The organism is Maribacter forsetii DSM 18668, from assembly GCF_000744105.1.
Taxonomy (GTDB): domain Bacteria; phylum Bacteroidota; class Bacteroidia; order Flavobacteriales; family Flavobacteriaceae; genus Maribacter; species Maribacter forsetii.
Map to the genome: position 1 here is coordinate 2925307 of NZ_JQLH01000001.1, position 26099 is coordinate 2951405.

Annotated in this window: 26 protein-coding genes; 19 read left to right on the top strand and 7 right to left on the bottom strand. The window is 35.4% G+C overall.

Annotation, left to right across the window (positions count from 1 at the left end; genetic code table 11):
- Positions 1–463 precede the first annotated feature (463 nt).
- The 11 genes from P177_RS12575 (at position 464) to P177_RS12625 (ending at position 12523) form a co-directional block, all read left to right on the top strand.
- Complete coding sequence (locus P177_RS12575; protein WP_036155260.1) at positions 464–943, top strand: hypothetical protein; 480 nt, start codon at positions 464–466, stop codon at positions 941–943.
- Between the two features lie 134 nt (positions 944–1077).
- Entirely contained in the window at positions 1078–1689 is a 612-nt protein-coding gene (locus P177_RS12580; RefSeq protein ID WP_036155262.1) for an alpha-ketoglutarate-dependent dioxygenase AlkB family protein, read from the top strand.
- A gap of 70 nt (positions 1690–1759) precedes the next feature.
- Complete coding sequence (locus tag P177_RS12585; protein ID WP_036155264.1) at positions 1760–3310, top strand: NAD(P)/FAD-dependent oxidoreductase; 1551 nt, start codon at positions 1760–1762, stop codon at positions 3308–3310.
- Between the two features lie 293 nt (positions 3311–3603).
- Positions 3604–4905 carry a DEAD/DEAH box helicase gene (locus P177_RS12590; protein ID WP_036155266.1) on the top strand — a complete coding sequence of 434 codons (1302 nt, stop codon included), beginning with the start codon at positions 3604–3606 and terminating at the stop codon, positions 4903–4905.
- Between the two features lie 38 nt (positions 4906–4943).
- Positions 4944–5636 carry a Type 1 glutamine amidotransferase-like domain-containing protein gene (locus tag P177_RS12595; RefSeq protein ID WP_036155267.1) on the top strand — a complete coding sequence of 231 codons (693 nt, stop codon included), beginning with the start codon at positions 4944–4946 and terminating at the stop codon, positions 5634–5636.
- A 271-nt stretch (positions 5637–5907) separates the two neighbouring features.
- Positions 5908–6135 (top strand): hypothetical protein, encoded by a 228-nt coding sequence (locus P177_RS12600; RefSeq protein ID WP_036155270.1) that lies wholly within the window; start codon positions 5908–5910, stop codon positions 6133–6135.
- Positions 6128–8275, top strand: a complete 2148-nt coding sequence (locus P177_RS20385) for an ATP-binding protein (protein WP_245233040.1) — start codon at positions 6128–6130, stop codon at positions 8273–8275. Before P177_RS12600 ends, P177_RS20385 begins: the two co-directional genes overlap by 8 nt.
- Positions 8276–8281: 6 nt before the next feature.
- Positions 8282–10402, top strand: a complete 2121-nt coding sequence (locus P177_RS20390; RefSeq protein WP_245233041.1) for an ATP-binding protein — start codon at positions 8282–8284, stop codon at positions 10400–10402.
- A 53-nt stretch (positions 10403–10455) separates the two neighbouring features.
- Entirely contained in the window at positions 10456–10830 is a 375-nt protein-coding gene (locus P177_RS12615) for a response regulator (protein WP_036155272.1), read from the top strand.
- A gap of 4 nt (positions 10831–10834) precedes the next feature.
- A complete protein-coding gene (locus P177_RS12620; RefSeq protein WP_036155274.1) occupies positions 10835–11875 on the top strand; it encodes an adenylate/guanylate cyclase domain-containing protein in 1041 nt (346 codons plus the stop codon).
- Between the two features lie 24 nt (positions 11876–11899).
- A complete protein-coding gene (locus tag P177_RS12625) occupies positions 11900–12523 on the top strand; it encodes a Pycsar system effector family protein (protein ID WP_245233042.1) in 624 nt (207 codons plus the stop codon).
- 918 nt (positions 12524–13441) lie between these two features.
- Here the strand turns inward: P177_RS12625 and P177_RS12635 are convergent.
- Positions 13442–14425, bottom strand: coding sequence for an SDR family oxidoreductase (locus P177_RS12635; protein WP_036155282.1), 984 nt, complete (start codon positions 14423–14425; stop codon positions 13442–13444).
- 38 nt (positions 14426–14463) lie between these two features.
- Complete coding sequence (locus P177_RS12640; RefSeq protein ID WP_036155285.1) at positions 14464–14844, bottom strand: glyoxalase superfamily protein; 381 nt, start codon at positions 14842–14844, stop codon at positions 14464–14466.
- A 126-nt stretch (positions 14845–14970) separates the two neighbouring features.
- Here P177_RS12640 and P177_RS12645 point away from each other — a divergent pair, with 126 nt between their 5' ends.
- Together P177_RS12645 and P177_RS12650 are read left to right on the top strand one after the other, a co-directional pair.
- Complete coding sequence (locus tag P177_RS12645; protein ID WP_036155287.1) at positions 14971–16998, top strand: S9 family peptidase; 2028 nt, start codon at positions 14971–14973, stop codon at positions 16996–16998.
- A 1-nt stretch (position 16999) separates the two neighbouring features.
- Positions 17000–17836 carry an endonuclease/exonuclease/phosphatase family protein gene (locus P177_RS12650; RefSeq protein WP_036155289.1) on the top strand — a complete coding sequence of 279 codons (837 nt, stop codon included), beginning with the start codon at positions 17000–17002 and terminating at the stop codon, positions 17834–17836.
- Between the two features lie 80 nt (positions 17837–17916).
- On the opposite strand, the gene P177_RS12655 is transcribed toward P177_RS12650, so the two are convergent.
- Both P177_RS12655 and P177_RS12660 read right to left on the bottom strand, forming a co-directional pair.
- The gene (locus tag P177_RS12655; RefSeq protein ID WP_036155291.1) at positions 17917–19053 is read right to left on the bottom strand and encodes a M23 family metallopeptidase; all 1137 of its coding nucleotides are present in this window, start codon (positions 19051–19053) and stop codon (positions 17917–17919) included.
- Between the two features lie 76 nt (positions 19054–19129).
- Positions 19130–19963, bottom strand: coding sequence for an alpha/beta fold hydrolase (locus P177_RS12660; protein WP_036155293.1), 834 nt, complete (start codon positions 19961–19963; stop codon positions 19130–19132).
- A 127-nt stretch (positions 19964–20090) separates the two neighbouring features.
- On the opposite strand from P177_RS12660, the gene P177_RS12665 reads away from it, so the two are divergent.
- The 5 genes from P177_RS12665 (at position 20091) to P177_RS12685 (ending at position 23481) form a co-directional block, all read left to right on the top strand.
- Entirely contained in the window at positions 20091–20699 is a 609-nt protein-coding gene (locus P177_RS12665; protein WP_036155295.1) for an FMN-binding negative transcriptional regulator, read from the top strand.
- A 100-nt stretch (positions 20700–20799) separates the two neighbouring features.
- Positions 20800–21294: a CIA30 family protein gene (locus P177_RS12670; RefSeq protein WP_036155297.1), complete on the top strand. Its 495-nt coding sequence runs from the start codon at positions 20800–20802 to the stop codon at positions 21292–21294.
- A gap of 108 nt (positions 21295–21402) precedes the next feature.
- Positions 21403–21891, top strand: coding sequence for a DoxX family membrane protein (locus P177_RS12675; protein WP_051941826.1), 489 nt, complete (start codon positions 21403–21405; stop codon positions 21889–21891).
- Between the two features lie 153 nt (positions 21892–22044).
- The gene (locus tag P177_RS12680; protein WP_036155298.1) at positions 22045–22464 is read left to right on the top strand and encodes a DUF2141 domain-containing protein; all 420 of its coding nucleotides are present in this window, start codon (positions 22045–22047) and stop codon (positions 22462–22464) included.
- An 81-nt stretch (positions 22465–22545) separates the two neighbouring features.
- Positions 22546–23481, top strand: coding sequence for a LysR substrate-binding domain-containing protein (locus P177_RS12685; RefSeq protein WP_036155299.1), 936 nt, complete (start codon positions 22546–22548; stop codon positions 23479–23481).
- Positions 23482–23484: 3 nt separating this feature from the next.
- Here the strand turns inward: P177_RS12685 and P177_RS12690 are convergent, their stop codons facing one another.
- Positions 23485–23901 carry a hypothetical protein gene (locus tag P177_RS12690; protein ID WP_036155300.1) on the bottom strand — a complete coding sequence of 139 codons (417 nt, stop codon included), beginning with the start codon at positions 23899–23901 and terminating at the stop codon, positions 23485–23487.
- A gap of 78 nt (positions 23902–23979) precedes the next feature.
- The gene (locus P177_RS12695; RefSeq protein WP_036155302.1) at positions 23980–24177 is read right to left on the bottom strand and encodes a hypothetical protein; all 198 of its coding nucleotides are present in this window, start codon (positions 24175–24177) and stop codon (positions 23980–23982) included.
- A 144-nt stretch (positions 24178–24321) separates the two neighbouring features.
- On the opposite strand from P177_RS12695, the gene P177_RS12700 reads away from it, so the two are divergent.
- Positions 24322–25590 (top strand): D-alanyl-D-alanine carboxypeptidase/D-alanyl-D-alanine-endopeptidase, encoded by a 1269-nt coding sequence (locus tag P177_RS12700; protein ID WP_036155304.1) that lies wholly within the window; start codon positions 24322–24324, stop codon positions 25588–25590.
- On the opposite strand, the gene P177_RS12705 is transcribed toward P177_RS12700, so the two are convergent.
- Positions 25591–26091 (bottom strand): peptide-methionine (S)-S-oxide reductase, encoded by a 501-nt coding sequence (locus tag P177_RS12705; RefSeq protein ID WP_036155306.1) that lies wholly within the window; start codon positions 26089–26091, stop codon positions 25591–25593.
- Positions 26092–26099 lie beyond the last annotated feature (8 nt).

Sequence of the window (26099 nt, forward strand, 5' to 3'; positions counted from 1 at the left end):
ATTTAGAGTTCTTTTACTCGTTACAATTTATTGTTTCGGGATATATAGTTCTGCAAATACGTTACCCTTTTCTAATGAGGTTGTAATAAGCCTTAGCAGTAATAAGCAATCCTTATTTAAAGAATCTACAAAGACATTATCTCCGCATGCGCAGCAATCTGAAATTTCAGTTTCTGATGTTGCGGAAGTATCATCTCCGAATTACAAATTACCGTTCACAAGTTTCAACTCACATTTAAATAATAGTGAGTTACGCTTTGTAGCAAGAATAAAGCAGTACCAACTGTTTGCTAATACGTTATTGATAAGACATAGAAAGTCTGATCTCATCTTCCCATTCCATAGTTTCTGGTAATCCATTTTTTTAAAGGTTATCGTTTTGGTAACCATATGTAACTATTTGATATGATGTTATTTAAAACATCATACAGAAAACAATATATCATATTTAAAAAATTAGAAAATGGAATTAGGAATAGCCGCTATTGGTTTAGCATCTGTTGCACTTTGTGCAATGCCTTTTGTTGTAACTAGCAGAAGTAGAAAAACGAAAGAAAAACAAATGATGACATCTCTAAACGATGTTGCCAGTAAACATAATTGTAAAATAACGGAACATGAAATTTTTGGTCACTACGCCATAGGTGTTGATGCACAGAAAAAGTTCGTATTCTTTATTTCTAAAAATGGTGATGTTTTAAATCAGCAATACACCGATTTATCTACTATTAAGACGTCTGAAATTGCCAACATCGGCAAATCGTATGCTAGAAAAGAGAAAATAACAGAGCGTTTACTTTTAAAACTTTTTTCTAAAAAAGCAAATGAACCCGATACTGTTTTTGAATTCTATAATGCTGAAGTAAACTATCAATTGAGCGGAGAGTTTCAGTCTATAGAAAAATGGGACAAGGTGATTAAGAACTTGCTTAAAAGTAATTAGTCTATATCAACAAAGTTCTCTTTAATTGTAAAAGCGAGTAGATAATCTTTTAAAAAAGGTTAGCTATTCGCTTTTGTTTTTTAAAGCGTTAAAATTTTATTAGCTTGTAAAAGCACATGAGCATGAATTAGAAAATGAACTTATTTGATATAAAGGTTGACCATAGTAAAAATTTGCTTCCGAAGGGTGGAACAGTTAATTACTACGGGAAAATACTTACCCAACAGGAAGCTGAGAATTACCTAGATAAACTACTAAACAACATTGTTTGGAAAAATGATGAAGCCATCATCTTTGGCAAAAAGATTATTACCAAACGTAAAGTAGCTTGGTATGGCGAAAAACCATTCGAATATACTTACTCTAATACTACCAAACTGGCGTTACCGTGGACGACGGAGTTACTAAAACTGAAACATAAAATAGAACAAGAAACGGGAGAAACGTTTAACTCTTGCCTACTAAACTTATATCATGATGGTAGCGAGGGTATGGCTTGGCATAGTGACGGCGAAAAGGACTTAAAAAAGAACGGAACCATTGCCTCTCTTAGTTTTGGCGATGAACGCAAATTCGCTTTTAAACATAAAAAAACCAAAGAGAAAGTAGAACTGGTTTTAGAACATGGTAGCTTATTGATTATGAAAGATGAAACCCAGACGAATTGGCTACATCGACTGCCGCCAACAACTAAAAGCAAGAATCCTAGGGTAAATTTGACTTTTAGAACTATTGTAGAAAAATAGAACTACAATTCTCCTCAGCATTTTTGATTGGCTAGCGTGCTCATCATAATTTTTACTTTAATTTTGCATCATGGTCAGAAATGTACAGTTGCGGTTATCATTAAAGGAAGAAGGCACACCTAACGGATTAGAAATTCGTGCGGCAAAGTACTTAGGACTCGAAGATGGCACCTTTAAAATTAAGGTTCTCCGAAAATCTATTGATGCTCGTAAGCCTAAAATTTTCTTTAATTACAAACTGGCAATTTATATTAATGAACCTGCCCCTAGCGATACCCTTAATTTTAAATACAAAGATGTCTCGAACGCAAAACCAATTCATATTGTTGGTTTCGGACCTGCTGGTATGTGGGCGGCATTACGTTGTTTAGAAATGGGTTACAAACCTATAGTTCTTGAACGAGGTAATAATGTAAAGGATCGTAGACGAGATTTGAAAGCCATCAACCAAGACCATCAGGTTAACCCAGAAAGTAACTATTGCTTTGGTGAAGGTGGTGCCGGTACGTATTCTGACGGAAAATTATATACCCGTAGCCTTAAACGTGGCGATGTTCGTCGCATTTTTGAAAGTTTAGTTTTTCACGGTGCTACAGACCAGATTCTGGTAGATGCTCATCCGCATATCGGAACCAACAAACTGCCTAAAATTGTACAGAATATTCGTGAAGTAATTCAGCATCACGGTGGTGAAATTCACTTTAATACTAAGGTGACCGATTTCGTTATTAAAGACAATACCTTAAAAGCGATTGTTTTAAACGAAACCGATGAAATGGCTGTGGAACGAGTGGTACTGGCAACGGGACATTCAGCTCGTGATATATTTGATTTACTGCATAAAAAAGATATTGCTCTTGAAGCAAAGTCATTTGCTATGGGTGTTCGTGTAGAACATCCACAGCATATCATAGATAGCATTCAATACCACTGTTCTGGTGACCGTAGCGAATTGCTACCAGCGGCTTCTTATAGTTTGGTGGAACAGGTTAAAGACCGTGGTGTGTATTCATTCTGCATGTGCCCTGGCGGATTCATTGTTCCTGCTGCAACTTCACCGGGCGAGGTCGTGGTGAATGGAATGTCTCCATCCAAACGAAATAACCTGTATGCTAATTCGGGTATCGTGGTTGAAATTAACGTGGATAAAGATATTCCTAAATACGAGAAATTTGGAGCGCTTAAAGGACTAGAATATCAGAAGAACTTAGAGCGATTGGCATTTACTTCCGGTGGAAGAACACAAACTGCTCCCGCACAACGATTGACGGATTTTGTAGAAGGAAACCTTTCTGTAGATTTAAATCCGACTTCGTATCAACCCGGACTCAACTCTTCTCCCCTACATTCACTATTACCTAAGCTAATTGGTGGTAGATTACGCCAAGGCTTTAAAGCCTTCGGTGATAAAATGCACGGATATTATACTGCTGAAGCAAATATCGTGGGAGTAGAATCTAGAACCTCATCACCGGTTAGTATCCCAAGAAATGAAAAATTAGAGCACCCAGTAATCAAAGGTCTTTTCCCATGTGGCGAAGGTGGTGGTTATGCTGGTGGAATCGTTTCTGCCGCTATGGACGGAGAACGTTGTGCCGAAGCTGCAATGGCGGGACTGTAAGTTCAAGTGCAAGATTCAAGTTCAAGTTCAAGTTCAAAAATGAGTTGTTGGTTGTTGGTTGTTGGTTGTTGGTTGTTGGTTGTTGGAAACTATAAAATTTAGCTACGCTAAATACGCTTGATCAAGAACTAGTGAAAAAAAGTCTATTCTCTATATTCTATTTTCTAACTTCTTATTACTTCTTACTTTGAACTACCTAGCACTTCTTACTTAATACTTTGTACTTCGTACTTTAATCTCACTTTCTATTTCCTTCCACATTAAAGCGTACCTTTGCATCTTATTAATATTTTATGACATTTAAAGAACTCGGCCTAGCCGAACCAATCCTAAAAGCATTAGAAGCTGAAGGATATACTCACCCTACTCCAATTCAAGAACAATCCATTCCTATATTACTCCAAGGCAAAGACCTTCTGGGAGTTGCACAAACAGGTACTGGTAAAACTGCCGCCTTTGGTATTCCGATCTTACATCAGTTATACGAGGGTATTAGCTTAAGACAGACAAAGCGAAAAGTAAAAGCTCTTATTGTAACACCTACCCGTGAACTGGCTATTCAAATTAGCGAAAGTCTTACCGCATATGGTAAGTATACAGGGCTACGAAATACCGTTATTTTTGGCGGAGTAAAACAAGGAAAACAAGTAAACGCACTTAGAGGTGGCGTAGATATTTTAGTGGCTACTCCGGGTCGTTTATTAGATTTAATGAATCAAGGTTTTATTTCTTTTAGAGATTTAGAGCACGTAGTACTTGATGAAGCTGACCAAATGTTGGACATGGGCTTTATTCACGACATCAAAAAAATCATTGCAAAATTACCTCCTAAAAGACAATCATTATTCTTTTCGGCTACCATGCCAAAAGATATCGTGGAGCTTTCTAGAAAAATGTTGGGCGATTTTGAACGCGTTACTATTAAGCCAGAACAAGCTACAGCAGAAAAAGTTGAACAGGGAGTTTATTTTGTTAGCAAAGCAAATAAGCCTAAACTTTTAATTCACCTAATAAAGGAGAATCCTAAAAATACCTTAATCGTATTCTCAAGAACCAAGCATGGCGCTAATAAGATTGTAAAGAAACTTGACCAAGCCGGTATACGTTCTGCTGCCATACATGGTAACAAATCGCAAACGGCGAGACAAAAGGCATTAAAAGCTTTTAAAGACGGAGATCTTAAAGTTTTAGTTGCTACCGATATTGCCGCTAGGGGAATAGATGTAGAGGACTTATCTCTAGTAGTAAACTACGATTTACCTAATGTATCTGAAACTTATGTTCACCGTATTGGTAGAACTGGGCGTGCAAATGCTAGTGGTACAGCACTTTCATTTTGCGATAAAGAAGAAAGAGCCTATTTACGTGATATTGAGAAATTGATAAAACAATCTGTACCACGTATGCCAGAACATCAATTTGTAGATGCCGATACACCTTCTGATGATCAACCGATGCCACCGAAAAAAAAGCAAGGCAATTCGCGTAACAAAAATAGAAACAGAAATAGACCTGGTGGTAACAACTTTAGAGGAAAGAACAATAGAAATACAAGTAGACCCAAAAAACGTAATGACTCTAGCAGAAGTGAATAGCTTCTGTTAGCATCATATTCATACTAATACTTCTCATTATGAAAAAGCAAATGGTTATTTACGGTAGCGGTCGCCATACCGTACCATTCTTAAATTATATTGCTAAAGCTACTGGCAAGGAAAAACCGAATATGTGTTTTATTCCTACCGCCAGTGGAGAAGACGAGCAGTATATTGCTTCTTTCTATGATGTGTGCTCTCAAATAGATGTTACTCCGCATGTACTATCTGTATGGATTAATTCATACGACCAAAAAGATTCTTTCGAGGAAATTATCTCTCGAATGGATGCCATTATCGTTGGTGGCGGCAACACCTTAAATATGTTGGCCATCTGGAAAGCTCAAGGTATTGATGTTGCCCTTAAAAAAGCTTATGATAACGGAGTTGTCATGGGAGGCGGTAGTGCAGGATCTTTATGTTGGTTTAATGGCGGTACTACAGACTCCAGACCTAAGGAATTAAGTATCGTTGGTGGTATGGCGTTTATTGACAAAAGCCACTGTCCACATTACAATTCTGAAACTTCACGAAGACCTTTATACTTTGAAAACATAAAGACCGGCAAACTATCCGATGGTTACGCCTGCGATGACCGTTCTGCAATTCATTTCATTGATGGTGAAGTTCATACTTCGGTTTCCTTAAACGATGAAAATCATTCGTACTACGTGTATTTGAAAGATGGTGAAATTGTGGAAGAATTGATACCGAGTACCGTTATTACATAACTTCAATCTAATACTATATTTTTTGTGCTAATTCCTTATTTAGAATTCTAGTTCATCTCTTGCATCTAAGATTCTCAATAAAACACTTTTAAAGTAAAAGTTATTACGTACTTTAAGGGTGTAAAATTCCCCTTTATTTTTCTGATTCACAATATGTTGCTCATCGCCCCCTGATGTGCAGCCCGATTTGTCTTGTGTTTAATTCAAAACATTAAATGCGAATATGAAGTTGTAATCAGTGCTATTTTTTTTAACCAACCACCAATTGTGCATGAAATTAGCTGTAAAAAGGGAAAAACAAGTCGTAGAAGATTATAACACATGGTTACCAAGTTATTTAAATGACGATGTAAAATCCTATGCTACCATTTTTAATGATGACACTTGTTTTAACGGTACCTCGGTTAAAGAGGTGTTTTTAATTCGTTCTTCTACCTCTAATTTCTTTAGAACCATTTTTGAACTAGGTTCAACTAATAATTTAAAAATCAATGATTAGACAATCCCTACTATTCATCACGCTATTATTCTGTATGCTATTTACGGCAAGTGGGCAAGAAAACCCGGTAGATGATAATGGATTGGCACTCGATACCATTATACATTTTACGAAAGCAGATGTAGATCCACTATTTGGTTTAACGTTGAAAAATAGAGAAGGTTGGATTTTTAAATCGGGCAATGAAAAAGATTTATCTCCTGTAGAGATTGATTTAGCTGGCTGGGAACGATTAAGTCCTTCTGAGATAACTAATGATATGGTAGATAATTCTGGAAAATTTGAAGGATGGTTCAGATTGCAGTTTACTATTGATAGTGCTATAGCAAAGCTTCCTCTCTATTTAGATAAAGAAGATCATGCTGCAGAGGATATTTATTTAAATGGAAAGTTGTTCCGTCAATTTGGCGAAAAAGGGAACGATAGAGCCTCATTTAAAGAACACATTCAAGATTTTGAAATAAGAACCCCAATATTTTTAGAACCTGATACAGTACATACATTAACGATACACTATGCTGACTATAGCACTTATGGAAACATAACCAAAGCTCTAGTGGGTTCAACCAGAATTGTATCCAACGCGTATTTTGACTATATGAGTTTATTGAGTTTTAAAGCTTTATTTGACTTGATCAGCTCTTTTATATTCTCAATTCTTTTCTGGCTTCTCTATATTCTAATTAGAGATGAAAAGGAGTTATTAATTATAGCTCTTTTTTGCACTGTAATGTTACTAGAAACCATTGCATCGGCATTCTTTGGTGGAGATAGTTTATTTTTCACCCTACCTTCTAACATCATGATTACATTAGATTATGTAAGTAATATTTTATTTTTCTTCTTCCCTATATTATGTCTTTTATTGGGCTATAGGATGTTATATGGAAACCTTCATAAATTGTTGATTCTATTCTGTATAATAGCATCTTTAGCAATGTATTTCAGTTCTTATTCCTACCTAATTACGGTAATAGGGATTGCCATATTTTTACTCATTTTCGCATTAAAATCCAGAAAAAAAGTAATGTCTGTCAGGGTAGTCATGTTTAGTTTATTTTTATCTTTTACTACTTCTTTTCTAGGACTTATATTTAGATGGCTCGCTTCTGGTGATCATCTTAGTTTAAGATTAGTTTCTGTAAATAGTGACTTAATTGGTAAGGGAATTTTTTATTTTGGAATGTTGGCATTTGTCGCTTATCGCATGAGAGAGAAAAATGAGAATATGCGTAAAAATGCAATGGAACTTGTAAAGGTTGAAGCTGAAAAGAGTGCGCTTACTACTTCTCAAAATGAAAAGTTAGAATTAAAAGTTAAAGAAAGAACATCAGAATTAAATCAATCTTTAGAAGAATTAAAAGCCACCCAATCTCAACTCATCCAATCAGAGAAAATGGCGAGTCTCGGAGAACTCACAGCCGGCATTGCCCATGAGATTCAAAACCCGCTAAACTTCGTCAATAATTTTTCTGAAGTAAGTAATGAACTTATTGATGAAATGAACGAGGAATTGGATAAAGGAGATCTTGAAGAAGTGAAGGCTATTTCGTTGGATATCAAACAAAACCTAGAAAAAATAAACCATCACGGTAAACGCGCGGACAATATTGTGAAAGGTATGCTACAACACAGTCGTAGCAGCAGCGGCACAAAAGAACCAACTGATATCAATGTCCTTGCAGATGAGTATTTGCGCTTGGCCTATCATGGTCTGCGGGCAAAGGATAAAACTTTTAATGCCGAACTCATTACAAATTTTGACGAGAGCATTGGAAAAGTAAACATTGTACCACAAGACATGGGGCGGGTAATTCTCAATTTGATTACCAATGCCTTTTATGCGGTAAACGAGAAAAAACAAAAGAATGTTAATTTCAAGCCCATAGTTACTGTCAGCACTAAAAAGTCTGATGAACATATCACCATTAGTGTTTCTGACAATGGTAACGGTATTCCTGAAAAGGTCAAAGAGAAAATATTCCAACCCTTTTTCACCACCAAACCTACTGGGCAAGGTACCGGCTTGGGCTTAAGCATGAGCTACGATATTATTACTAAGGGGCATGGTGGTGAATTGCTGGTGACAACACATCAAGGTGAAGGAACCACTTTTAAAATCATTTTTCCCATAATTTAAATGATAATGAAACATATATTATACATTATTGGTTTTCTACTACCGTTGACAGTTTTTAGTCAAGAAGACAAAGTGTTAGTCATTACAGATACTACTGTTGCTGATAAATGGATGATTCTTGGTGACAATTGGCGTTATCAAAAAGGAGATAATATGTCATGGGCTAATCCAGAATTTGATGACTCTACCTGGAATGAATTCTCTAGTAGTAACTTAAATCTTCTTGATGGTAAAAACGTTATTGCAGATAGAGGTGAGATTGTATGGTTTCGTAAACGTATTATGGCAGACCAGTCGTTAAATGATGCTCTAGTCTTAAATATATATCAAGAAGGAGCTTCAGAAATTTATTTAGATGGCAAACTAATTCACCAATTGGGTAAAGTAAGTTCCAACAAAGATGAAGTTATTTACAATAATCCATTTCGACAAATACTTCATATACCTATAGAGAAAAGCAAAGAACAAATTTTAGCTATACGTTTTGTCAATGCCCAATTCAAATACCCTATCTATTTCCATTATAACGGACTATTTAGAATTTATTTATCGTCTTTGCGTAATGCCAATTCAACTGACCTTGTAAAGAATTACCGTGTAGCTTTTTATCGACAATTTATCAATAATTATAATATCTCACTAGGTCTTGCTATTTTAATGTTTATTATTTTCCTATCGTTTTTCATCTTCTTTCCTAAAGAGAGAATTAACGGTTATTTTGCTGCCTCTTTATTATTCTTAATTCTATTTACTTTAGGAGTACTGTCATTCTATCCTAACACTGGTACTTATTTTTGGCTAACGTTTTATTTTGACACTTGCATTCTTATATCATGCCTTATTCTTTTATTCTGTTTTTATAAAATTTTAGAACAGCCTATAGACATTGTTTTTAAAACTATTAGTGTTTTATGTTTTTTAACTATAGGTTGTTATTTTTTATATGACCCTGACGTGTTGGCTCCAATCTGGTCAATTTTATTTTATGCTGCTATAATACGTTTAAGTTTAAAATCTTGGAATAAAAATAAAATTGCCAGCTTTTTATTTTTGAGTTCTAGCTGTATTGAACTTGTCTTTTGGACTTTAATACTATGTTTATATATGGGTTTAGTAGAGCAGCGCATAGAGAAATTTATTCCTTTTGCTTTTATGCTCACCAATGTTGTTTTAGCTATTTATTTAGGTTATGCTTTTGGAAAACGTAGTCAAGATCTAAGGTTAAATTTAGAACGTGTTCAAAAATTATCTAAAGAAAAAGAATCCATTTTATCCCAACAAAAAGATACTTTAGAGCAACTAGTTAAAGAAAGAACATTAGAATTAAATCAATCTTTAGATGATTTAAAAGCCACACAATCACAACTCATCCAATCCGAGAAAATGGCAAGCCTTGGTGAACTTACCGCCGGCATTGCCCATGAAATCCAAAATCCGTTAAATTTTGTCAACAACTTCTCTGAAGTAAACAAAGAACTTCTTGAAGAACTAGAGGAAGAAATAATTAATGGAAATTATGATGAAGTAAAAGCCCTGGCAAAAGATGTTTCTGCCAACGAAGACAAAATTATATTTCATGGTAAACGTGCCGATGGTATTGTAAAAGGGATGCTACAACATAGCCGAAGCAGTACCGGTCAAAAAGAAATGACCGATATCAATAGTTTATCAGATGAATACCTTCGCCTAGCCTATCATGGTTTGCGAGCAAAAGATAAAACCTTTAATGCTACATTGAATACCGATTTTGATGACTCCATCGGTAAGTTAAATATCGTGTCCCAAGATATGGGTAGGGTAATTTTAAATCTAATTACCAATGCTTTTTATGTTGTTAAGAAGAAAAAGGAAGAAAACCCAAAAGGCTACAATCCTACCGTTTCTGTAAGTACAGAAAAACAGGATAATATGGTACTCATTAAAGTATCTGACAATGGTAACGGAGTACCTAAAGAGGTATTGGACAAAATATTTCAACCTTTCTTCACCACCAAACCTTCTGGAGAAGGCACAGGACTTGGACTATCATTAAGTTATGATATTGTAAAAGCTCACGGCGGTGAATTAACTGTTGATACTAAACAAGGAGAAGGTACCACCTTCACTATCGCATTACCAACAAAATAAATGATTTAATGTTCCCCATTAAAATTATTTGAAAATTACAAAAAGACCAACTTATGAAGATATTAGTTGTAGATGATGAACAAGATGTAAAAGTACTTTTTCAACAGCGTTTTAGAAAAGAAATAAAAAAAGAGGAGCTCGAATTTGTTTTCGCATTCTCTGGCGAAGAAGCTTTAAAACTAATGAAAGCAATGGAACATGAAGCTGTGCTTATATTATCTGATATAAATATGCCCGGGATGAGCGGCTTAGAGTTATTGGATAACATTAAAAAGAATTATGTAAAACCACCACCAATGGTTATGATGATTACCGCCTATGGAGATGATGAAAATAGAACAATGGCAAAAAACTTGGGTGCCGATGATTTTCTTACCAAGCCTTTAGATTTTTCTCTATTAAAAAATAAGCTGATAACCTTAATCTAAGACTATGGCAAAAATAATGGTAGTAGATGATGAGACAGATTTAGAAATACTCATCAAGCAAAAATTTAGAAAACAAATACGGCAAAACGAATACGAGTTTGTATTTGCTATTAATGGTAGAGACGCACTAGAAAAGCTGGATAAAAATCCCGGAATAGATATTGTTTTGAGCGATATTAATATGCCCGAAATGGACGGTCTTACCCTACTCTCAGAGTTACATGAATCTAGCCCGTTAATTAAATCGGTCATTGTTTCTGCATACGGAGATATGGAAAATATTCGTGTTGCCATGAATCGTGGTGCTTTCGATTTTATTACCAAACCTATCAATTTTGAGGACCTTACTCTAACTATGGAGAAAACCTTAAAGCATGCCAAAGAAATTAGGAAAACCCTACAGGCTATTAAAGAGAATAATATTCTGAGAATGTATGTAGATGAGAATGTACTCAATTTTATGGGAGGTCAAGAGTATGAGTCTAAAATAATGGCTAACGAAAGTATTGAGGGTACCGTAATGTTTATTGATGTATGCGGATTCACAAAAATTAGCGAAACCACGAGTCCCGATGTCGTCGTTTCCATGCTAAATACTTATTTCGACACCATGGTAAAAGAAATCATGGAGCAGGACGGAATCATAGATAAATTTATAGGTGATGCCGTTATGGCCGTATTTAGAGGTGAATATCATTTAGACCGTGCCATTGATGCCGCATTGGCCATTAGAAATCAAGTCAATAGCCTACCTAAAGAAGAAGGTAAAGAAACGTACCAACCCAAAGTATCCATCGGTATTAAAAGTGGTGAAATGATTTCTGGCAATATTGGTTCCGCTACTCTTAAGCGTCTAGATTACACCGTTATAGGAGACTCGGTAAATACTGCCGCCAGGTTGCAAGATGCGGCAAAAGAAAATCAAATTATTATCTGTGAAAGTTGTTATGAGCAGGTGAAAGAAGCCTTTAAATGTGAAAACTTAGGAAGTATAAATATGAAAAATAAATCGCAACCGCTTACCGTGTACAATGTGATAGAATAGCTTGTGATATTAAACGAAAAAATCATGACCAAACCAACAAACAATAAAAAGGAAAAAACTACGAAAGTGGAAGTTCAAAATACCTTAACGGCTTTCGAGAAAGGGCTGTTAGATGAATTAAAATCCAAGGGACATGCAGAAGAATTAGTAGATCATTATTGGGGCACCATTAACTATGTATCGGGACTCATAAAGGCTTCGGAATTGAAGGCGGGACTTATACTCTCTTTCTACGGTATTATTCTAAACTTCATCTATCAAAGTGCTGCTCCTGTAATGCATTCTGTTTCAAATGCCATTTTGTTCTATATACTAATTGGGCTATGGTTTATAGCTACCGTAGTTTCTATCTTTTACAGTGTACGCTGCTTTATTCCGAAACTTGAAGGGAACTACAGTGATAATGTGTTTTATTTTGGAGATGTTATTACCAAGTTTGGCACTATTAAAGAGTTTTCACAGAAGTTTTATGATGTAAGTATCAATGAAAAAGAAGTTTTTGAGCAATTGGGTGAGCAGATATATATCAATTCCAAGATCTCCGCATGGAAATTTAGAAACGTTCAACGATCCATATTTTTTTTAGCCATTAGCCTTGTACTACTGCTATTAACAGCAGTTTATTATGGGATGCTTAGAATTTTATGATATACTTTTAATTTTATAAATTCACTTATTAGCAGTTTGGCACTGAAAAATACCCACCCCTAGCCCCTCCCAAGAGGGGAACAGTTTTAGCATGTATTTAATCCTTCGTGAAAAAAATTACTAGGCGACTTCAAATTAATAGTTGGTTAAATACTCCCAATCAAAAACGTGTATCTCCCCTCTTGGGAGGGAGTTAAGGGGTGGGTAATACGGATGGTGAGTTATTCTAAAAATCCACTTACCAACTTTTAATTCTTTTCAAACAAATATCCTAAATAATCATATAGAACAACTTGTGAAATTATACACTCGAAACCCACCCCTAGCCCCTCCAAGGAGGGGAATAGTTGGAGCTTGTATTATACTTTATGCAAAAGATTTCACTAAGTAATTCAAATTACTTTTTAGTCAAATACCCTAAACTCTCATTTAGAACAACTTTCGAAATTACACAGTCGAAACCCACCCCTAGCCCCTCCAAGGAGGGGAATAGTTTGAACATATTTTTTAATCCTTCGCTAAAAATTTTACAAGACGATTTCAAATTAATTGTTGATCAAAAGCTCGCAAATAAAATGTCTAAGTCTCCCCTCCCGGGAGGGGATTAAGGGGTGGGTAATACGGATGGTGAGTTATTCTAAAAATCCACTTACCAACTTTTAATTCTTTTCAAACAAATATCCTAAATAATCATATAGAACAACTTGTGAAATTATACACTCGAAACCCACCCCTAGCCCCTCCCAAGAGGGGAACAGTTTGAGCATGTATTTAAACTTTGCGATAAATTTCTCTAGGCGATATTACATTACTTTTTAATCAAATACCCCAATCAAAAACGTGAGTCTCCCCTCCCGGGAGGGGATTAAGGGGTGGGTAATACGAATGGTGAATCAATCTACTAGTTTACTCGTAAACCTACAAACCCTTATAAGCCTTCAACACATTCTCAATCTTAGCTTCAGTTTCTTCATCTATATTTTGATGATCGGGGTTTTCTAATAACCACTTTACGGTCCTCTTTATCCCTTCCGAGAACGGAATAGTGGTCTTGAAACCGGGTACAAAGGTTTTTATTTTCGTATTATCAAATAAGACACTTTCTGCCTTATCCGCTAAAAGTGTACCCGTAAATGACGGCTCTACTTTACAAATAAAGTCCGACGCTATATGCACTACTTTTGCTTCTTTCCCTAAAGCATCAGCTAAAATCTTATAAATCATATTCCAGGTCAACACCTCATCTGATGTGATATGAAAAGCGTGTCCTATAGCAGTTTGTAATCCTAACAACCCCACAAATCCTTTCCCAAAATCATCTGAATGTGTCACTGTCCATAATGAAGTTCCGTCTCCATGTATTATAATTTCCTTACCATCCAAAATCCGTTGTGCGGTATTGAATTTATTGAATCCGCCAATTGCAATTGGTATTACAGTATCATAGGTCAATGAAGGTCTAACAATCGTTATTGGAAACCCTTCTTCTCTATACGCTTTTTGTAATCGGTCTTCACATAGTATTTTATTCTCAGAATAGTCCCAAAGCGGATTATGTAGCGGAGTAGATTCCGTAATTACTGGATAACTTAATGGCGTTTGGTAGCACGATGCCGAACTTATAAAGATGTATTGCTTGGTCTTCCCTTTGAATAATTTAATATCGCGCTCAATATCATCGGGAGTAAAAGCTATCCAGTTCACCACAACATCCCAGTCGTGCTTCTTAAGTTCTGTAAGTTCTTTCGGTTTGTTAATGTCTCCAATAATGGAATGTGCACCGTCAATCTCAACTTTGGCTTTTCCCCTATTCAATACATATAATTCTATTCCTTTAGCTACTGCCAATCTACTGCTTGGTGTGCTTATATTTCCTGTTCCTCCTATAAATAATACCTTCATTTTTATATTTTTATCCTGATAATCAATTTAATAACACGCTACACATCTCTATAAAATGTCAATCCGTTTTTGAATGGGTCGTAAAAAGCAAACTCACGCGTACCCCAAGCTGTTTCCCGTAACAAGGTATGAGCATGAAAAACATCTACCCTAGAATATTCATTATACAAGGCTTCGATATTTTGAGAGACAATACGTAACAATGGTCTGTCCATTTCCACTTCCCACATTTTTTTATCGTGCCATTGCAAATGAATTTCTATATCATCCCTTAATATACCTGCGTATTTAGGGTTTTTAGCATCATCGGCAAAAGCAATTCTAAAGCCCAATCTATTCACATAAAAGTCTAGCGCCTCAACAACATCCCAAACCGGCAGTACAGGATGAATTTGATGTAAAAATCCTTTTTCTTCCATATTGTGAAAATACAAAAAGGATTAAAAAACTGAATGTTAATACTTACTCAATTCTGCAAAATAGCGATTCATTTTTTTAAGTATTTCGCTATCTTCATAGCATCGTTTCAAACCAAATTCAACACTATGAAAATTATTATTAAAACACTCTTTCTTCTATTCTTTACAACATCTATTACCGCCCAAGTTTCTTCTAACCTTGAGCTGACCGATATTTTTAATATGGAGTATGTTTCTGACCCTCAGATTTCTCCTGATGGTAGTAAAATTATCTATGTTAGGAACTTTAAGGATATTATGACCGATAGAAATTTATCGAATCTTTGGATTATAAATTATGATGGTTCGCAAAATAGACCTTTGACTACTGGCAACCAAAACGACTACTATCCTCGTTGGTCGCACGACGGTAAAAAAATCATCTTTAAATCGAACAAAGAAGATGAAAAAATGAAATTGTACCTCATGTGGATGGATACTAAAGAGATTGCCCCATTAACCAATACTCCAAAAGCACCTGGTGCCGTAAGTTGGTCTCATGATGACCGCTACTTAGCTTTTACCATGTTTGTACCAGAAGCTGAACAATCTATTGTAAAACTACCGGCAAAACCAGAAGGCGCAAAGTGGAATACCCCGCCAACTTATATAGACAAATTAAATTATAGAGGTGACGGACAAGGTTACATTAAAGGGGGACACAATCAAATTTTCACCTTATCTATAGATGGTGGCACACCTAAGCAATTGACTACAACAAAGTTTGACCATGGTGCTCCTGTATGGGCAAAAAACGACAGAACGCTTTATTTCTCTGCAAATTTTAATCCTGATGAAGCCTTTGAGCCTGCTAATAGCGAAGTGTATGCCTTGAATATTGCTACGGCAAAAGTTTCTCCATTAACGTCTAGATATGGTCCTGATAGTTCTCCACAAGTATCCCCTGATGGAAAAATGATTGCCTACACCGGTAACGATGATAAGTTGCAAGGGTACCAGATTACAAACCTTTATGTGATGAATACGGATGGTAGCAACTCAAAGTTAATTTCAGGAGATTTTGATCGAGATATTGCCAATGTACAATGGGCAAATGATGGTAAAGGTCTTTATTTTCAGTATGATACGGAAGGGGCTACGAAAATAGGGCATATTACATTAGACGGTAAAGTAACTACCCTTGTTGAAGGACTTGGCGGATTATCATTAGGCAGACCATATAACGCTGGAGATTTCACGGTTTCTAACAATTCAAAATTTGCTTATACTTTAGGTAATACCGAACACCCATCTGACCTTGGAGCTGCTGATAAAAAAGGATCTAAACGACTGACTTTTGTAAACGATGATCTTTTCTCATTTAGAGATTTAGGCAAAACCGAAGAAATTTGGTGGGAATCATCTTTTGACCAAAAGAAAATTCAAGGTTGGGTGGTGACTCCGCCAAACTTTGACCCAAATAAGAAATACCCATTTATTCTTGAAATTCATGGCGGACCATTTACTAGCTACGGTTCTGTGTATAGTGCAGAAATACAGGCATACGCTGCGACAGGCTATGTAGTTCTTTATAGTAACCCACGTGGTAGTACCAGCTATGGAGCGGAATTTGGTAATCTTATTCACCACGACTACCCTAATCATGATTATGAAGATCTTATGAGCGGTGTTGATGCCGTTATTGAAAAAGGGTATGTAGATACCGATAATTTATATGTCACCGGTGGTAGTGGCGGCGGAGTTTTAACTGCTTGGATCGTTGGTAAAACAGACCGATTTAAAGCTGCCGTAGTTGCAAAACCTGTTATCAACTGGACAAGTTTTGTACTATATGCCGATGGTGCCGCATTTTTCTCAAAATACTGGTTCGGTAAAAAACCTTGGGAAGACCCAGAAAACTATTTTAGACGCTCTCCATTAATGTACGTTGCCAATGTTACCACACCAACAATGCTGTTAACGGGTGAAGAAGATTACAGAACACCTATAGCAGAATCTGAACAATTTTATACCGCATTAAAGTTAGAAGGTGTTGAAACCGCTATGGTACGTATACCTGGTGCGGGACACGGTATTGCGAACCGACCTAGTAATTTGGTGGCTAAAATTGCAAGTGTTCTAGCTTGGTTTGAAAAATATAAAGATGCAGAATAGCATGAAAAAAGTGGTATTTGTTCTAACATTCCTCATCTCAACAGCTATACTTTATAGTCAAGAAATAGCTGTTTTGACCTATAATATTAAATATGACAATGTTAATGACACGGTAAATAATTGGAATGACCGTAAAGTTGACATGGTTAAACTCTTAGGGCATTACAGTCCTGCTATTATTGGCATGCAAGAGGTGCTGCATCATCAATTGACGTATTTAGATGAACAACTTTCTGACTATAGCTATATTGGTGTTGGACGTGATGATGGGAAAGAAAAAGGAGAGTACTCCCCTATTCTATTTAATGCTAAAAAATTTAAGCTCTTACAGAGTGAAACATTTTGGCTTTCTGAGACCCCTAATGAAATATCGGTTGGTTGGGATGCTTCTATGGAGCGTATTTGTACGTACGGATTGTTTGAAGATGTTGCCACTAAAAAACAATTCTTGGTTTTTAATACGCATTTTGATCATAAAGGGACTGTAGCTCGTGAAAAATCTGCCGAACTCATTGTTTCAAAAATAAAGGAGGTCAATACCGATAAGCTTCCGGTGGTTTTAATGGGAGATTTAAATTTAAATCCCTCCACAAAACCTATTCAATTCTTACAGAATGCCCTCACGGATGGTCAACATAGTACTCAAAAACCGTTCTACGGACCGTCAGGGACATTCAGTGGATTTGACCAAAACCGAGTATTGTCTAATCGAATAGACTACATTTTTGTGGAGAATTTTGAAGTTTTAGAATACATACATATTGATGATAGAATGGAAAACAACAAACACATTTCTGATCATTTGCCGGTATCTGCTAAGCTTTTAATAAATAAATAATCAATCCAAAATAGAATCATAAATAAAGCCTCTTAATCTTAAAGAATAAGAGGCTTTTTCTTTATAAATAGTGAAATCAATTAAAGTTCCGATACCAGACTTTTGTATATAAAAGCTTTGTTTCCGCTTGGTAGTTTTATGTGCGCCCAATTTTCTGTATATCCTAAAAGCGATAATGTATCGTTACGTTTAACTTCACCCAATTTAATACCTGCAACCTCAGGTGCATTTCTAATATTGGCTACCGCTGACGATACTTTTAAAAATCTAGATGTACTAATCAACCGTTGAACATCTGGTTTTTCTGTCAGCTTCACAAATGGAAGTGGATTAATTGCGCCTTGACCAGACTTATAAATTCCGAAATGTAAATGTGGTGCCGTGGTTCGGGCATTGCCCGTATTTCCTACTAGACCCAAAGTATCACCGATAGTTACTTTATTGCCCGTTGACACCAATATACTATCTAAATGCGCGTAATAAAGCGATTTACCAAAGAGTCCGGTTCTTAACCAAACTTGTTTTCCGCCTAAGCCCCTTTCTCCTGTAGAACTTACCATACCTTCAACGGCAGCTACTACGGGTGTACCTCTTGGTGCAAATATATCTATACCCTCATGACTACGTGCACCGCCATCTCTTACGGCTCCCCAATAGCTTTGTATGGCATTATTATCTTTACCAAGCACAGGAAAGCCAAAACTGGGTGACGTATACATTTGAAAGGTGAACGCCCCTTGCGAATCTAATTCCGGTTGTATGGTAATTTTATAAATTCCGGTTTCATCAATAGGTATTTTGACTTCATTTTCAGCCAATTCATTCTGAAATATATCCGTTAAACTATTATCTGGGTTTACTTTAATCAGGTTAATAAAATTTCTAATTCCCAAAACCTTATTTTCTATGGCAACATTGAATATTTCTCCCTCATTTAAAAAAACGGTATAGCTGTACACCGTAATGCGTTCTTTATAATATTCCCCATGTTCAGAATATGGTAGACGTATTTGCAAGCTATCGTCCTTTGCATTTTTAAACGCCAGTTTCCAACTGCTATATCGTAATGAGTCTAAGTTTTCAAATTCTCGGGCATAGAGTTCTCTTGCCGTAGGCTGTACAATTACATCGGCAACTTTTCTAATTTGCTTACAGCTAAACACTATTACCATAAGAAATAGAAAAACACAAGCTTTAATTTTTGTACTTGAACTCATTTATTTTTAAAAACCATTTTCAGAAACGAAAAATCGGACCTTGTTCGGGTCCGATTTACATTTTATTCGTATTAAATTATTTCTTCAAAAAAGAAATTAATATTTCATTTAATTCATCTGGGTGGGTTACATTAAGACCGTGAGGAGCTCCCTTAATAACTTTTAATGTACTGTACTTAATACCATCATGCGCTTGTTTTGCAGACGTTTCAATTGGTACGGTTGCGTCGGCATCACCGTGTACAATTAATGTCGGTACCGTAACATTTTCCAACTCTGATCTAAAATCAGTATGCATCCAAGCTAAAGCTGTTTGTATCGTAGCCCTTGGCGATGCGAATGAAGCAATGGTAAAGTCATAATCCAATTGTGACTGACTTATTCTCTCCCCTTCATTTTCATCAAAATTGTAAAAACCTTTACTGAATTCTTTTAAGAACCCTACCCTATCTTTTTGAAGTGCATCTATAATTCCTTCCAGAGCATCTTCTGGCACCCCATCAGGATTATCAGATTTCTTTTTAACCAATGGTATTATTGAACTTATCAATGCAGCCTTGGCAATTCTACTAGGTCCGTATTCGGTTAAATAACGAACTACTTCTCCTCCGCCCATTGAAAAACCTACGATGATTGCATCTTTCAATTCCAATTCTTCTATAATCGCATTTAAATCACTCGCTAAGGCTGAATAATCGTAAGCATCCCATGGTGAAGACGATGTTCCAAATCCTCTACGATCATACGAAATACAACGATAGCCTTCCTCTACTATCTTCCATACTTGTTGTTCCCAAGACTTACGACTTAATGGCCACCCATGAATTAAAATCACCGGTTGTCCACTTCCGTAATCTTCATAAAATATATCTACTTGTTCTTTTGCTTTTGTATTTGTTATAAAAGGCATATTCTGGTTTTAAAATTCACATACAAGATAATTAGTATCTCGTTAATTATGTAACACGAAAGATTAAATAATTGGTTCTAAAACCATTTGCTCAAAACAGTTATATTTACACAGAAAACCAGACCAAATGTTTATACCTGAGCACTATAAAAATACGGACATTAAGGAGATTCATGATTTTCTGAAAAAAAATAGTTTCGGTATACTCATCAATACTATAGAAGGAAAACCTTGGGGTACACACATTCCTTTAGAACTAACAAAGAATTCAGCAGATAAGGATATCTTGGTAGGTCATATTGCAAAAGCCAATTTGCAAAGTAAAAACTTGATAGATGGTGACGAAGTACTCTGCATTTTCAATGGTCCGCACAGCTACATATCTTCCTCATGGTATAAAGAAGAAGAAGTTCCTACTTGGAACTACATAGCCGTTCATGTCTATGGTACCATAAAAATTCAGACATCAGAAGAACTATTAAAATCATTATATGCTTTGGTAGATAAGTATGAACAACAGTCAGAACATCCTATCTCGTTAAATGACATGTCCAAAAAAACAATGAGACAGGTAACAGGGATCATTGGTTTTGAAATTGAAATCAATGACATACAGGCTGTCAAAAAACTATCTCAAGGTAGAGAGCATGATCACCCAAAAATCATAAATGAACTTGATAAACAAGGTGCCCCAGAAAAAGCTGTCGCGGATGAAATGAAAAAACGAACGCTTTAAACTCATTTAAACCAGTTAATATAAAATGGTTTAGAGTGTTTATGCTATTCTCATTTCATCTACTTTTAATTAAAGTAATTATTTCTTTAAACCTATAATAATGAGCGAAGTGAAACCCATTTATAAATTCGATAAAAATTCTAACCGTAAAGAATGGCAAATTGTCAATGATGGTGTAATGGGTGGTTTATCTATGGGGCTCATTCAAGTGAATCCTGAAGGTAACGGTGTTTTCAGCGGACATGTATCTCTTGAGAACAATGGTGGTTTTTGTTTAGTTAGACATGATTTAGCTCGTATACCAGTAGATGCCTTTTCTAAATTTGCTGTCAAAATTAAGGGTGATGGAAAAAAATATGCTTTCCGCTGCAAATCTGGAGAACACCAAAGACATACCTATAGCTTTGATTTTAAATCTAGCAAAGAATGGCAAACTATTGAGATTCCATTTGCTGAAATGGAAGCGGTTTTCAGAGGTGAAGAGTTAAAATTACCCAACTACCACGGCGACTATCTAGCTCAGATCGCTTTCATTATAAAAAATGGTATTGAAGAAGATTTTAAGCTTGAAATAGATAGTATTGCATTGAAATAACGCGAAACTCACATTTAAATTAATCATTTTAAAAAAATTAAACATTGATTTTTATCATCTGTAAATTCCCTAAATTTTTATAAGTTTAAGTAACCAATACTTAAACCTATGTACCACCAGCTACAACCTATTAAAAAATTAATTATTCCATTTAAGGTAGATGCATTATTGCCTAATGTTCTAATATTGATACCTAGGGCAATCACTGGCTATCTTCTTTCCTTTGTTTTTGCAATAAATAAATTTGGAACTCCATGGACTCCTGCTTCTGTGGGTTTAGGGTATTTAGAGGTTTCTGATTGGTTTGTTGCATTAGTTACACAATTTGGAATTCCATTCTCCTTTATGCCAGAACTGTTTGCTTGGTCTGCGGGATTAACCGAGGCTCTTGGTGGTATTCTATTAATATTAGGGTTAAACACTAGAATGACCGCCTTCTTTATTACCGTAACCATGTTTACTACTATAGTGTGCAGGCCATGGGACGGTTCTTGGAATATAATGCCCACATTTATCTTTTTCTGTTTAGGCTTATTTTTTATGGGTTTCGGCTCTGGAAAATTTGGACTTGATTATTTGATTACCAAAAAGATATAGAAATTTAGTCTTTTTAATAATCATAGTTTTTTATACTAGCACTCCCTTTTTACAGTTCAGTAACACATTTCTACAATTGGGTTCATCGCTTTTTTAATAAATGCATTTATAAGGCATCTTTGAAGTATCAATTAATCTTTAAAACCTTATAAAATGAAAAAGTTATTATTTACAATTACCGTATTTGCAATGAGTTTTACAATGAATGCCCAAGAAGAAACAGGCATAACTTTAACTGTAGTTATCCAAAATGTATTGAACAGTGAAGGTCATATATTAAGTGGATTGCATAATGAAACCACTTTTATGAAAGCGGAGGGTATTAAAACCAGTAAAGATAAAGCTGAAGCAGGAGAATTAATTTTAACTTTTGAGAACATACAACCGGGAGATTATGCATTTTCCGTATTACACGATGCAAACGACAATAACCGAATGGATTTTGCAACCAATGGTATGCCCACAGAAGATTATGCCATGAGTGGTGAATCTTTACCAATGGGTCCGCCAACTTTCAGTGATGCAAAGTTTACCATAGAAGGTGAGGATAAAGAATTAACGCTTCGTTTTTAGTGGTTAATTAACGTCTGATTACCTGTTGCCAATAGGTTATAATAATGGTTTTTAGTAATTTTATAATCTTATACTATATACATGACCATTACTCAATTACAATACGTGCTTGCCGTTGCTGAATACAAAAATTTTACACTCGCTGCCGAGAAAAGTTTTGTAACGCAACCAACGTTAAGCATGCAAGTACAAAAGCTTGAAGATGAATTAGATATACTTCTTTTTGATCGTAGCAAAAAACCAATTACCATTACCGAAGTCGGTAAAAAAATTGTAGCTCAAGCAAAAAATATTGTAAACGAGGCGGCACGTATTAAAGATATTGTAGAGCAAGAAAAAGGATATATTGGTGGGGATTATGTATTGGGAATCATCCCAACAATAATGCCCACTTTATTACCTATGTTCCTAAAGAATTTTATTCAGAAATATCCGAAGGTAAACCTGATTATTAAAGAGCAGAATACAGAGAGCTTAATTCAAAATATTGAAGACGGACATATTGATGCCGCCATTGCCGCAACACCTTTAGAGGTAGATTTTATTACTGAAAGACCGTTGTATTATGAGCCTTTTGTTGGTTATGTACCAAAGGAGCATCGTTTAGGGAATAGTACACAGATTACACCAGAGGATTTAGATATTGAAGACATTTTACTGCTACAAGACGGGCACTGTTTTAGGGAAGGTGTTTTAAATCTTTGTAAAACTCCAAAAATTGGTGGAGACCATTTTAGTTTGCAAAGTGGAAGTTTTGAAACGCTAATCAATCTTTCTAATGAAGGATTGGGTATGACACTACTACCCTATTTAAATACGTTAGAACTTGATGATGTAAAAAAGAAAAACTTGAAGTACTTTAAAGAACCTTCGCCTGCACGTGAAGTAAGTCTTATTTACCACAAAAAAGAACTAAAGGTACAGATTACGGAAGCTTTACGAGATATTATTACAGGTATTGTTCGTGGTGCAATCGCTTTTCAAGATGTTAAGATAATAAGTCCTATACACAAGTAATACCTATTGTTTTTCAAACCTGTACAAACAAGCCTCGATACAAATTCCTGGGTAAGATGGCGATAGCGTTAATCTTGTTTTACGCTCATTAAAGTCTGCGCTATAGCCTAGTGTATCTTTTTCACCTTCGGTTATAAAGTATAGATAAAGCTCTTCATCTGTAATTTCATAATCACCAGAATTCAGTACTTCTTTATTAAAATCGGTTCTTTCGTAATTACCGAATTCATCAAAGAAATAGCGATACCCTTCTTCAACATCTTTCCATTCCGTAGCACCACCAGGACTTACATAAGATGTTGTCAAAAGCCACTCGCCTAATAAACTTGGGTTATCAATTGGTGTGTCATCAAATGCATCATCACTTTCACATGCTATACATAATAGTGCACAAAATATAATAGTAAACTTTAGTTTCATCGTTTCCTTTTAATACTAGATACCAAAATAGGTAAAAGGTTGTCTCAAAAAAAAAGAGCCACTTTACGTGGCTCTCTATTATGCTTTTAAATAAACTAAACTTTGATGTAATTCTGGTTTATCAGTTATAAAACTTTCTAACCAAACTTTTAACTCCTCTACCTCTTCGGGCAGTAACGTCGTTAAGGCTTTCTTCAACTCTTTACAAAATAGTAAGGTATCAAAACTAACCTTTTTAAGTACTGTTTTACTATACTCTAGCATAGACTTAGACATGTTGTTGTTAGATTAATAGATTTGTTGTTGTATAAAGGTAAACAGAAATGCAGTTGTAATATTGTATACAAAAAGTTAAAGTAATTACCTACATGTTAAATTTTTATCGCATTCATAAGTATGCAATTTTGTAATTTCGAATTCATGAAGCATTTTCTTTTTATTATAGTTATTTTAATACTTGTTTCCGCCTGTACCTCAACAAAATCTATTATACGAAAAGATTTTAACCAACAGTTGTCATCTTCATTTTATCAAAATCAGTTTACCGGTGTTTTGGTAATAGATGCAGAAACGAAAGACACTATTTATACCAATAACAGTCATAAGTATTTTATTCCTGCCAGTAACACCAAAATTTTTACACTTTACGCAGCGCTTAAAACCTTGCCAGTTCAGATACCGGCTTTGAAATATATTGAAGCAAATGACACTTTGTATTTTGAAGGTACTGGAGACCCTTCTTTTTTGCATCCTTTTATAAAAGATTCCACAACTTTAAAATTTCTTCAGAGACATACTAACCTCGTATTTGTTGCTAACAACTTTCAAGATAAAAAATACGGACCAGGTTGGGCATGGGACGATTACCAGTGGTATTATTCTGCAGAGAAAACTGCGTTACCTATTAATGGTAATGTAGTGATGACGTACAGGAATCCGGAGGTTATGGTTTCTCCTGCTTATTTTAAGGACAGTGTTTTAGAATTGACCCATAAGAATAATAGAAATGAAATTTCAAATTTGTTTTATTATCCACCGACAAAAAAGGATACCTTAGAAACTCCCTTTATCACAAGTAATCAGACTACAAAATCAATTTTAGAGAATTTGCTTTCCAAAAAGGTTAGTGTCGCTATAACAATGCCTGTAGGCGAAAAGCAAACATTGTACGGTAGTAATACCGATTCGCTCTACGCGCGCATGATGCACGAAAGCGATAATTTTATTGCTGAACAGCTTTTACTGGTATCTTCAGGTGTTCTCACGGACACCTTAAATGGAAAACTAACTAGAAGTTATATCTTAGAAAATGAACTAAAAAATTTAAAACAAGAACCTAGGTGGGTAGATGGATCGGGACTCTCGAGATACAATCTGTTTACGCCGCAAAACATGGTTTCGGTTTTAGACCGATTATATGAAATGGTACCTCAAGAACGTTTATTTTCTATTTTCCCTGCCGGGGGCTTATCGGGTACTTTAAAAAATAGATTCGCAGGAGATAAGCAACCTTATATCTATGCAAAATCTGGAAGCCTTAGTAATAACTACTGCCTTAGCGGATACTTAGTTGCAAACTCAGGAAAAGTCTTAATTTTCAGTTTTATGAACAATCACTTTAAACAATCTACATCAGAAGAACGAAATAGGCTTGAACAAATGCTTCAAACACTTAGAGATACCTACTAACTATTGAACTTTTGCTGAAACATGTTTGGCATATTTCTCTTTCAACAACTTAATTTTAGGGGAAATATGTGTTCTACAAAAAGGCTTCTCGGTATCTTTAAAATAGTAATTATGGAAACTTTCTTCAGAGGATTTAAATGCCCCAAATGGAATAACTGCTGTTATCAACGAAGTTTTAAAATCTTGTTGTAACTCTGCCATAATAACAGCTAAAGTCTTTTCATCATACTTATTAAAATAATAAATACCTGATCGGTACTTTTTTCGCATAGAATGGTTTTCAGTACTTCTATGGGTGTCTAAATGAATAGCTACTAAATCTTTCAATTCTATAACCGCAGCATTATAATGGACGATTACAGCCTCGGAAAAATCTGTTGGATTCTCTTTCGGAGCAATGAAGCCTTGTTCAACTTTTTCAACACCGTTGAGTGCCATAAACACAGCTTCGGTACACCAATGACAACCACCACCAAAACCGACTTTAAAGACTTTATGCATATTAGAAG

Excerpts from the sequence above, each read along its gene's own strand:
- P177_RS12575 (WP_036155260.1), top strand. The coding sequence starts at position 464 with ATGGAATTAGGAATAGCCGCTATTGGTTTAGCATCTGTTGCACTTTGT.
- P177_RS12580 (WP_036155262.1), top strand. The coding sequence starts at position 1,078 with ATGAACTTATTTGATATAAAGGTTGACCATAGTAAAAATTTGCTTCCG.
- P177_RS12585 (WP_036155264.1), top strand. The coding sequence starts at position 1,760 with ATGGTCAGAAATGTACAGTTGCGGTTATCATTAAAGGAAGAAGGCACA.
- P177_RS12590 (WP_036155266.1), top strand. The coding sequence starts at position 3,604 with ATGACATTTAAAGAACTCGGCCTAGCCGAACCAATCCTAAAAGCATTA.
- P177_RS12595 (WP_036155267.1), top strand. The coding sequence starts at position 4,944 with ATGAAAAAGCAAATGGTTATTTACGGTAGCGGTCGCCATACCGTACCA.
- P177_RS12600 (WP_036155270.1), top strand. The coding sequence starts at position 5,908 with ATGAAATTAGCTGTAAAAAGGGAAAAACAAGTCGTAGAAGATTATAAC.
- P177_RS20385 (WP_245233040.1), top strand. The coding sequence starts at position 6,128 with ATGATTAGACAATCCCTACTATTCATCACGCTATTATTCTGTATGCTA.
- P177_RS20390 (WP_245233041.1), top strand. The coding sequence starts at position 8,282 with ATGAAACATATATTATACATTATTGGTTTTCTACTACCGTTGACAGTT.
- P177_RS12615 (WP_036155272.1), top strand. The coding sequence starts at position 10,456 with ATGAAGATATTAGTTGTAGATGATGAACAAGATGTAAAAGTACTTTTT.
- P177_RS12620 (WP_036155274.1), top strand. The coding sequence starts at position 10,835 with ATGGCAAAAATAATGGTAGTAGATGATGAGACAGATTTAGAAATACTC.
- P177_RS12625 (WP_245233042.1), top strand. The coding sequence starts at position 11,900 with ATGACCAAACCAACAAACAATAAAAAGGAAAAAACTACGAAAGTGGAA.
- P177_RS12635 (WP_036155282.1), bottom strand. The coding sequence starts at position 14,425 with ATGAAGGTATTATTTATAGGAGGAACAGGAAATATAAGCACACCAAGC.
- P177_RS12640 (WP_036155285.1), bottom strand. The coding sequence starts at position 14,844 with ATGGAAGAAAAAGGATTTTTACATCAAATTCATCCTGTACTGCCGGTT.
- P177_RS12645 (WP_036155287.1), top strand. The coding sequence starts at position 14,971 with ATGAAAATTATTATTAAAACACTCTTTCTTCTATTCTTTACAACATCT.
- P177_RS12650 (WP_036155289.1), top strand. The coding sequence starts at position 17,000 with ATGAAAAAAGTGGTATTTGTTCTAACATTCCTCATCTCAACAGCTATA.
- P177_RS12655 (WP_036155291.1), bottom strand. The coding sequence starts at position 19,053 with ATGAGTTCAAGTACAAAAATTAAAGCTTGTGTTTTTCTATTTCTTATG.
- P177_RS12660 (WP_036155293.1), bottom strand. The coding sequence starts at position 19,963 with ATGCCTTTTATAACAAATACAAAAGCAAAAGAACAAGTAGATATATTT.
- P177_RS12665 (WP_036155295.1), top strand. The coding sequence starts at position 20,091 with ATGTTTATACCTGAGCACTATAAAAATACGGACATTAAGGAGATTCAT.
- P177_RS12670 (WP_036155297.1), top strand. The coding sequence starts at position 20,800 with ATGAGCGAAGTGAAACCCATTTATAAATTCGATAAAAATTCTAACCGT.
- P177_RS12675 (WP_051941826.1), top strand. The coding sequence starts at position 21,403 with ATGTACCACCAGCTACAACCTATTAAAAAATTAATTATTCCATTTAAG.
- P177_RS12680 (WP_036155298.1), top strand. The coding sequence starts at position 22,045 with ATGAAAAAGTTATTATTTACAATTACCGTATTTGCAATGAGTTTTACA.
- P177_RS12685 (WP_036155299.1), top strand. The coding sequence starts at position 22,546 with ATGACCATTACTCAATTACAATACGTGCTTGCCGTTGCTGAATACAAA.
- P177_RS12690 (WP_036155300.1), bottom strand. The coding sequence starts at position 23,901 with ATGAAACTAAAGTTTACTATTATATTTTGTGCACTATTATGTATAGCA.
- P177_RS12695 (WP_036155302.1), bottom strand. The coding sequence starts at position 24,177 with ATGTCTAAGTCTATGCTAGAGTATAGTAAAACAGTACTTAAAAAGGTT.
- P177_RS12700 (WP_036155304.1), top strand. The coding sequence starts at position 24,322 with ATGAAGCATTTTCTTTTTATTATAGTTATTTTAATACTTGTTTCCGCC.
- P177_RS12705 (WP_036155306.1), bottom strand. The coding sequence starts at position 26,091 with ATGCATAAAGTCTTTAAAGTCGGTTTTGGTGGTGGTTGTCATTGGTGT.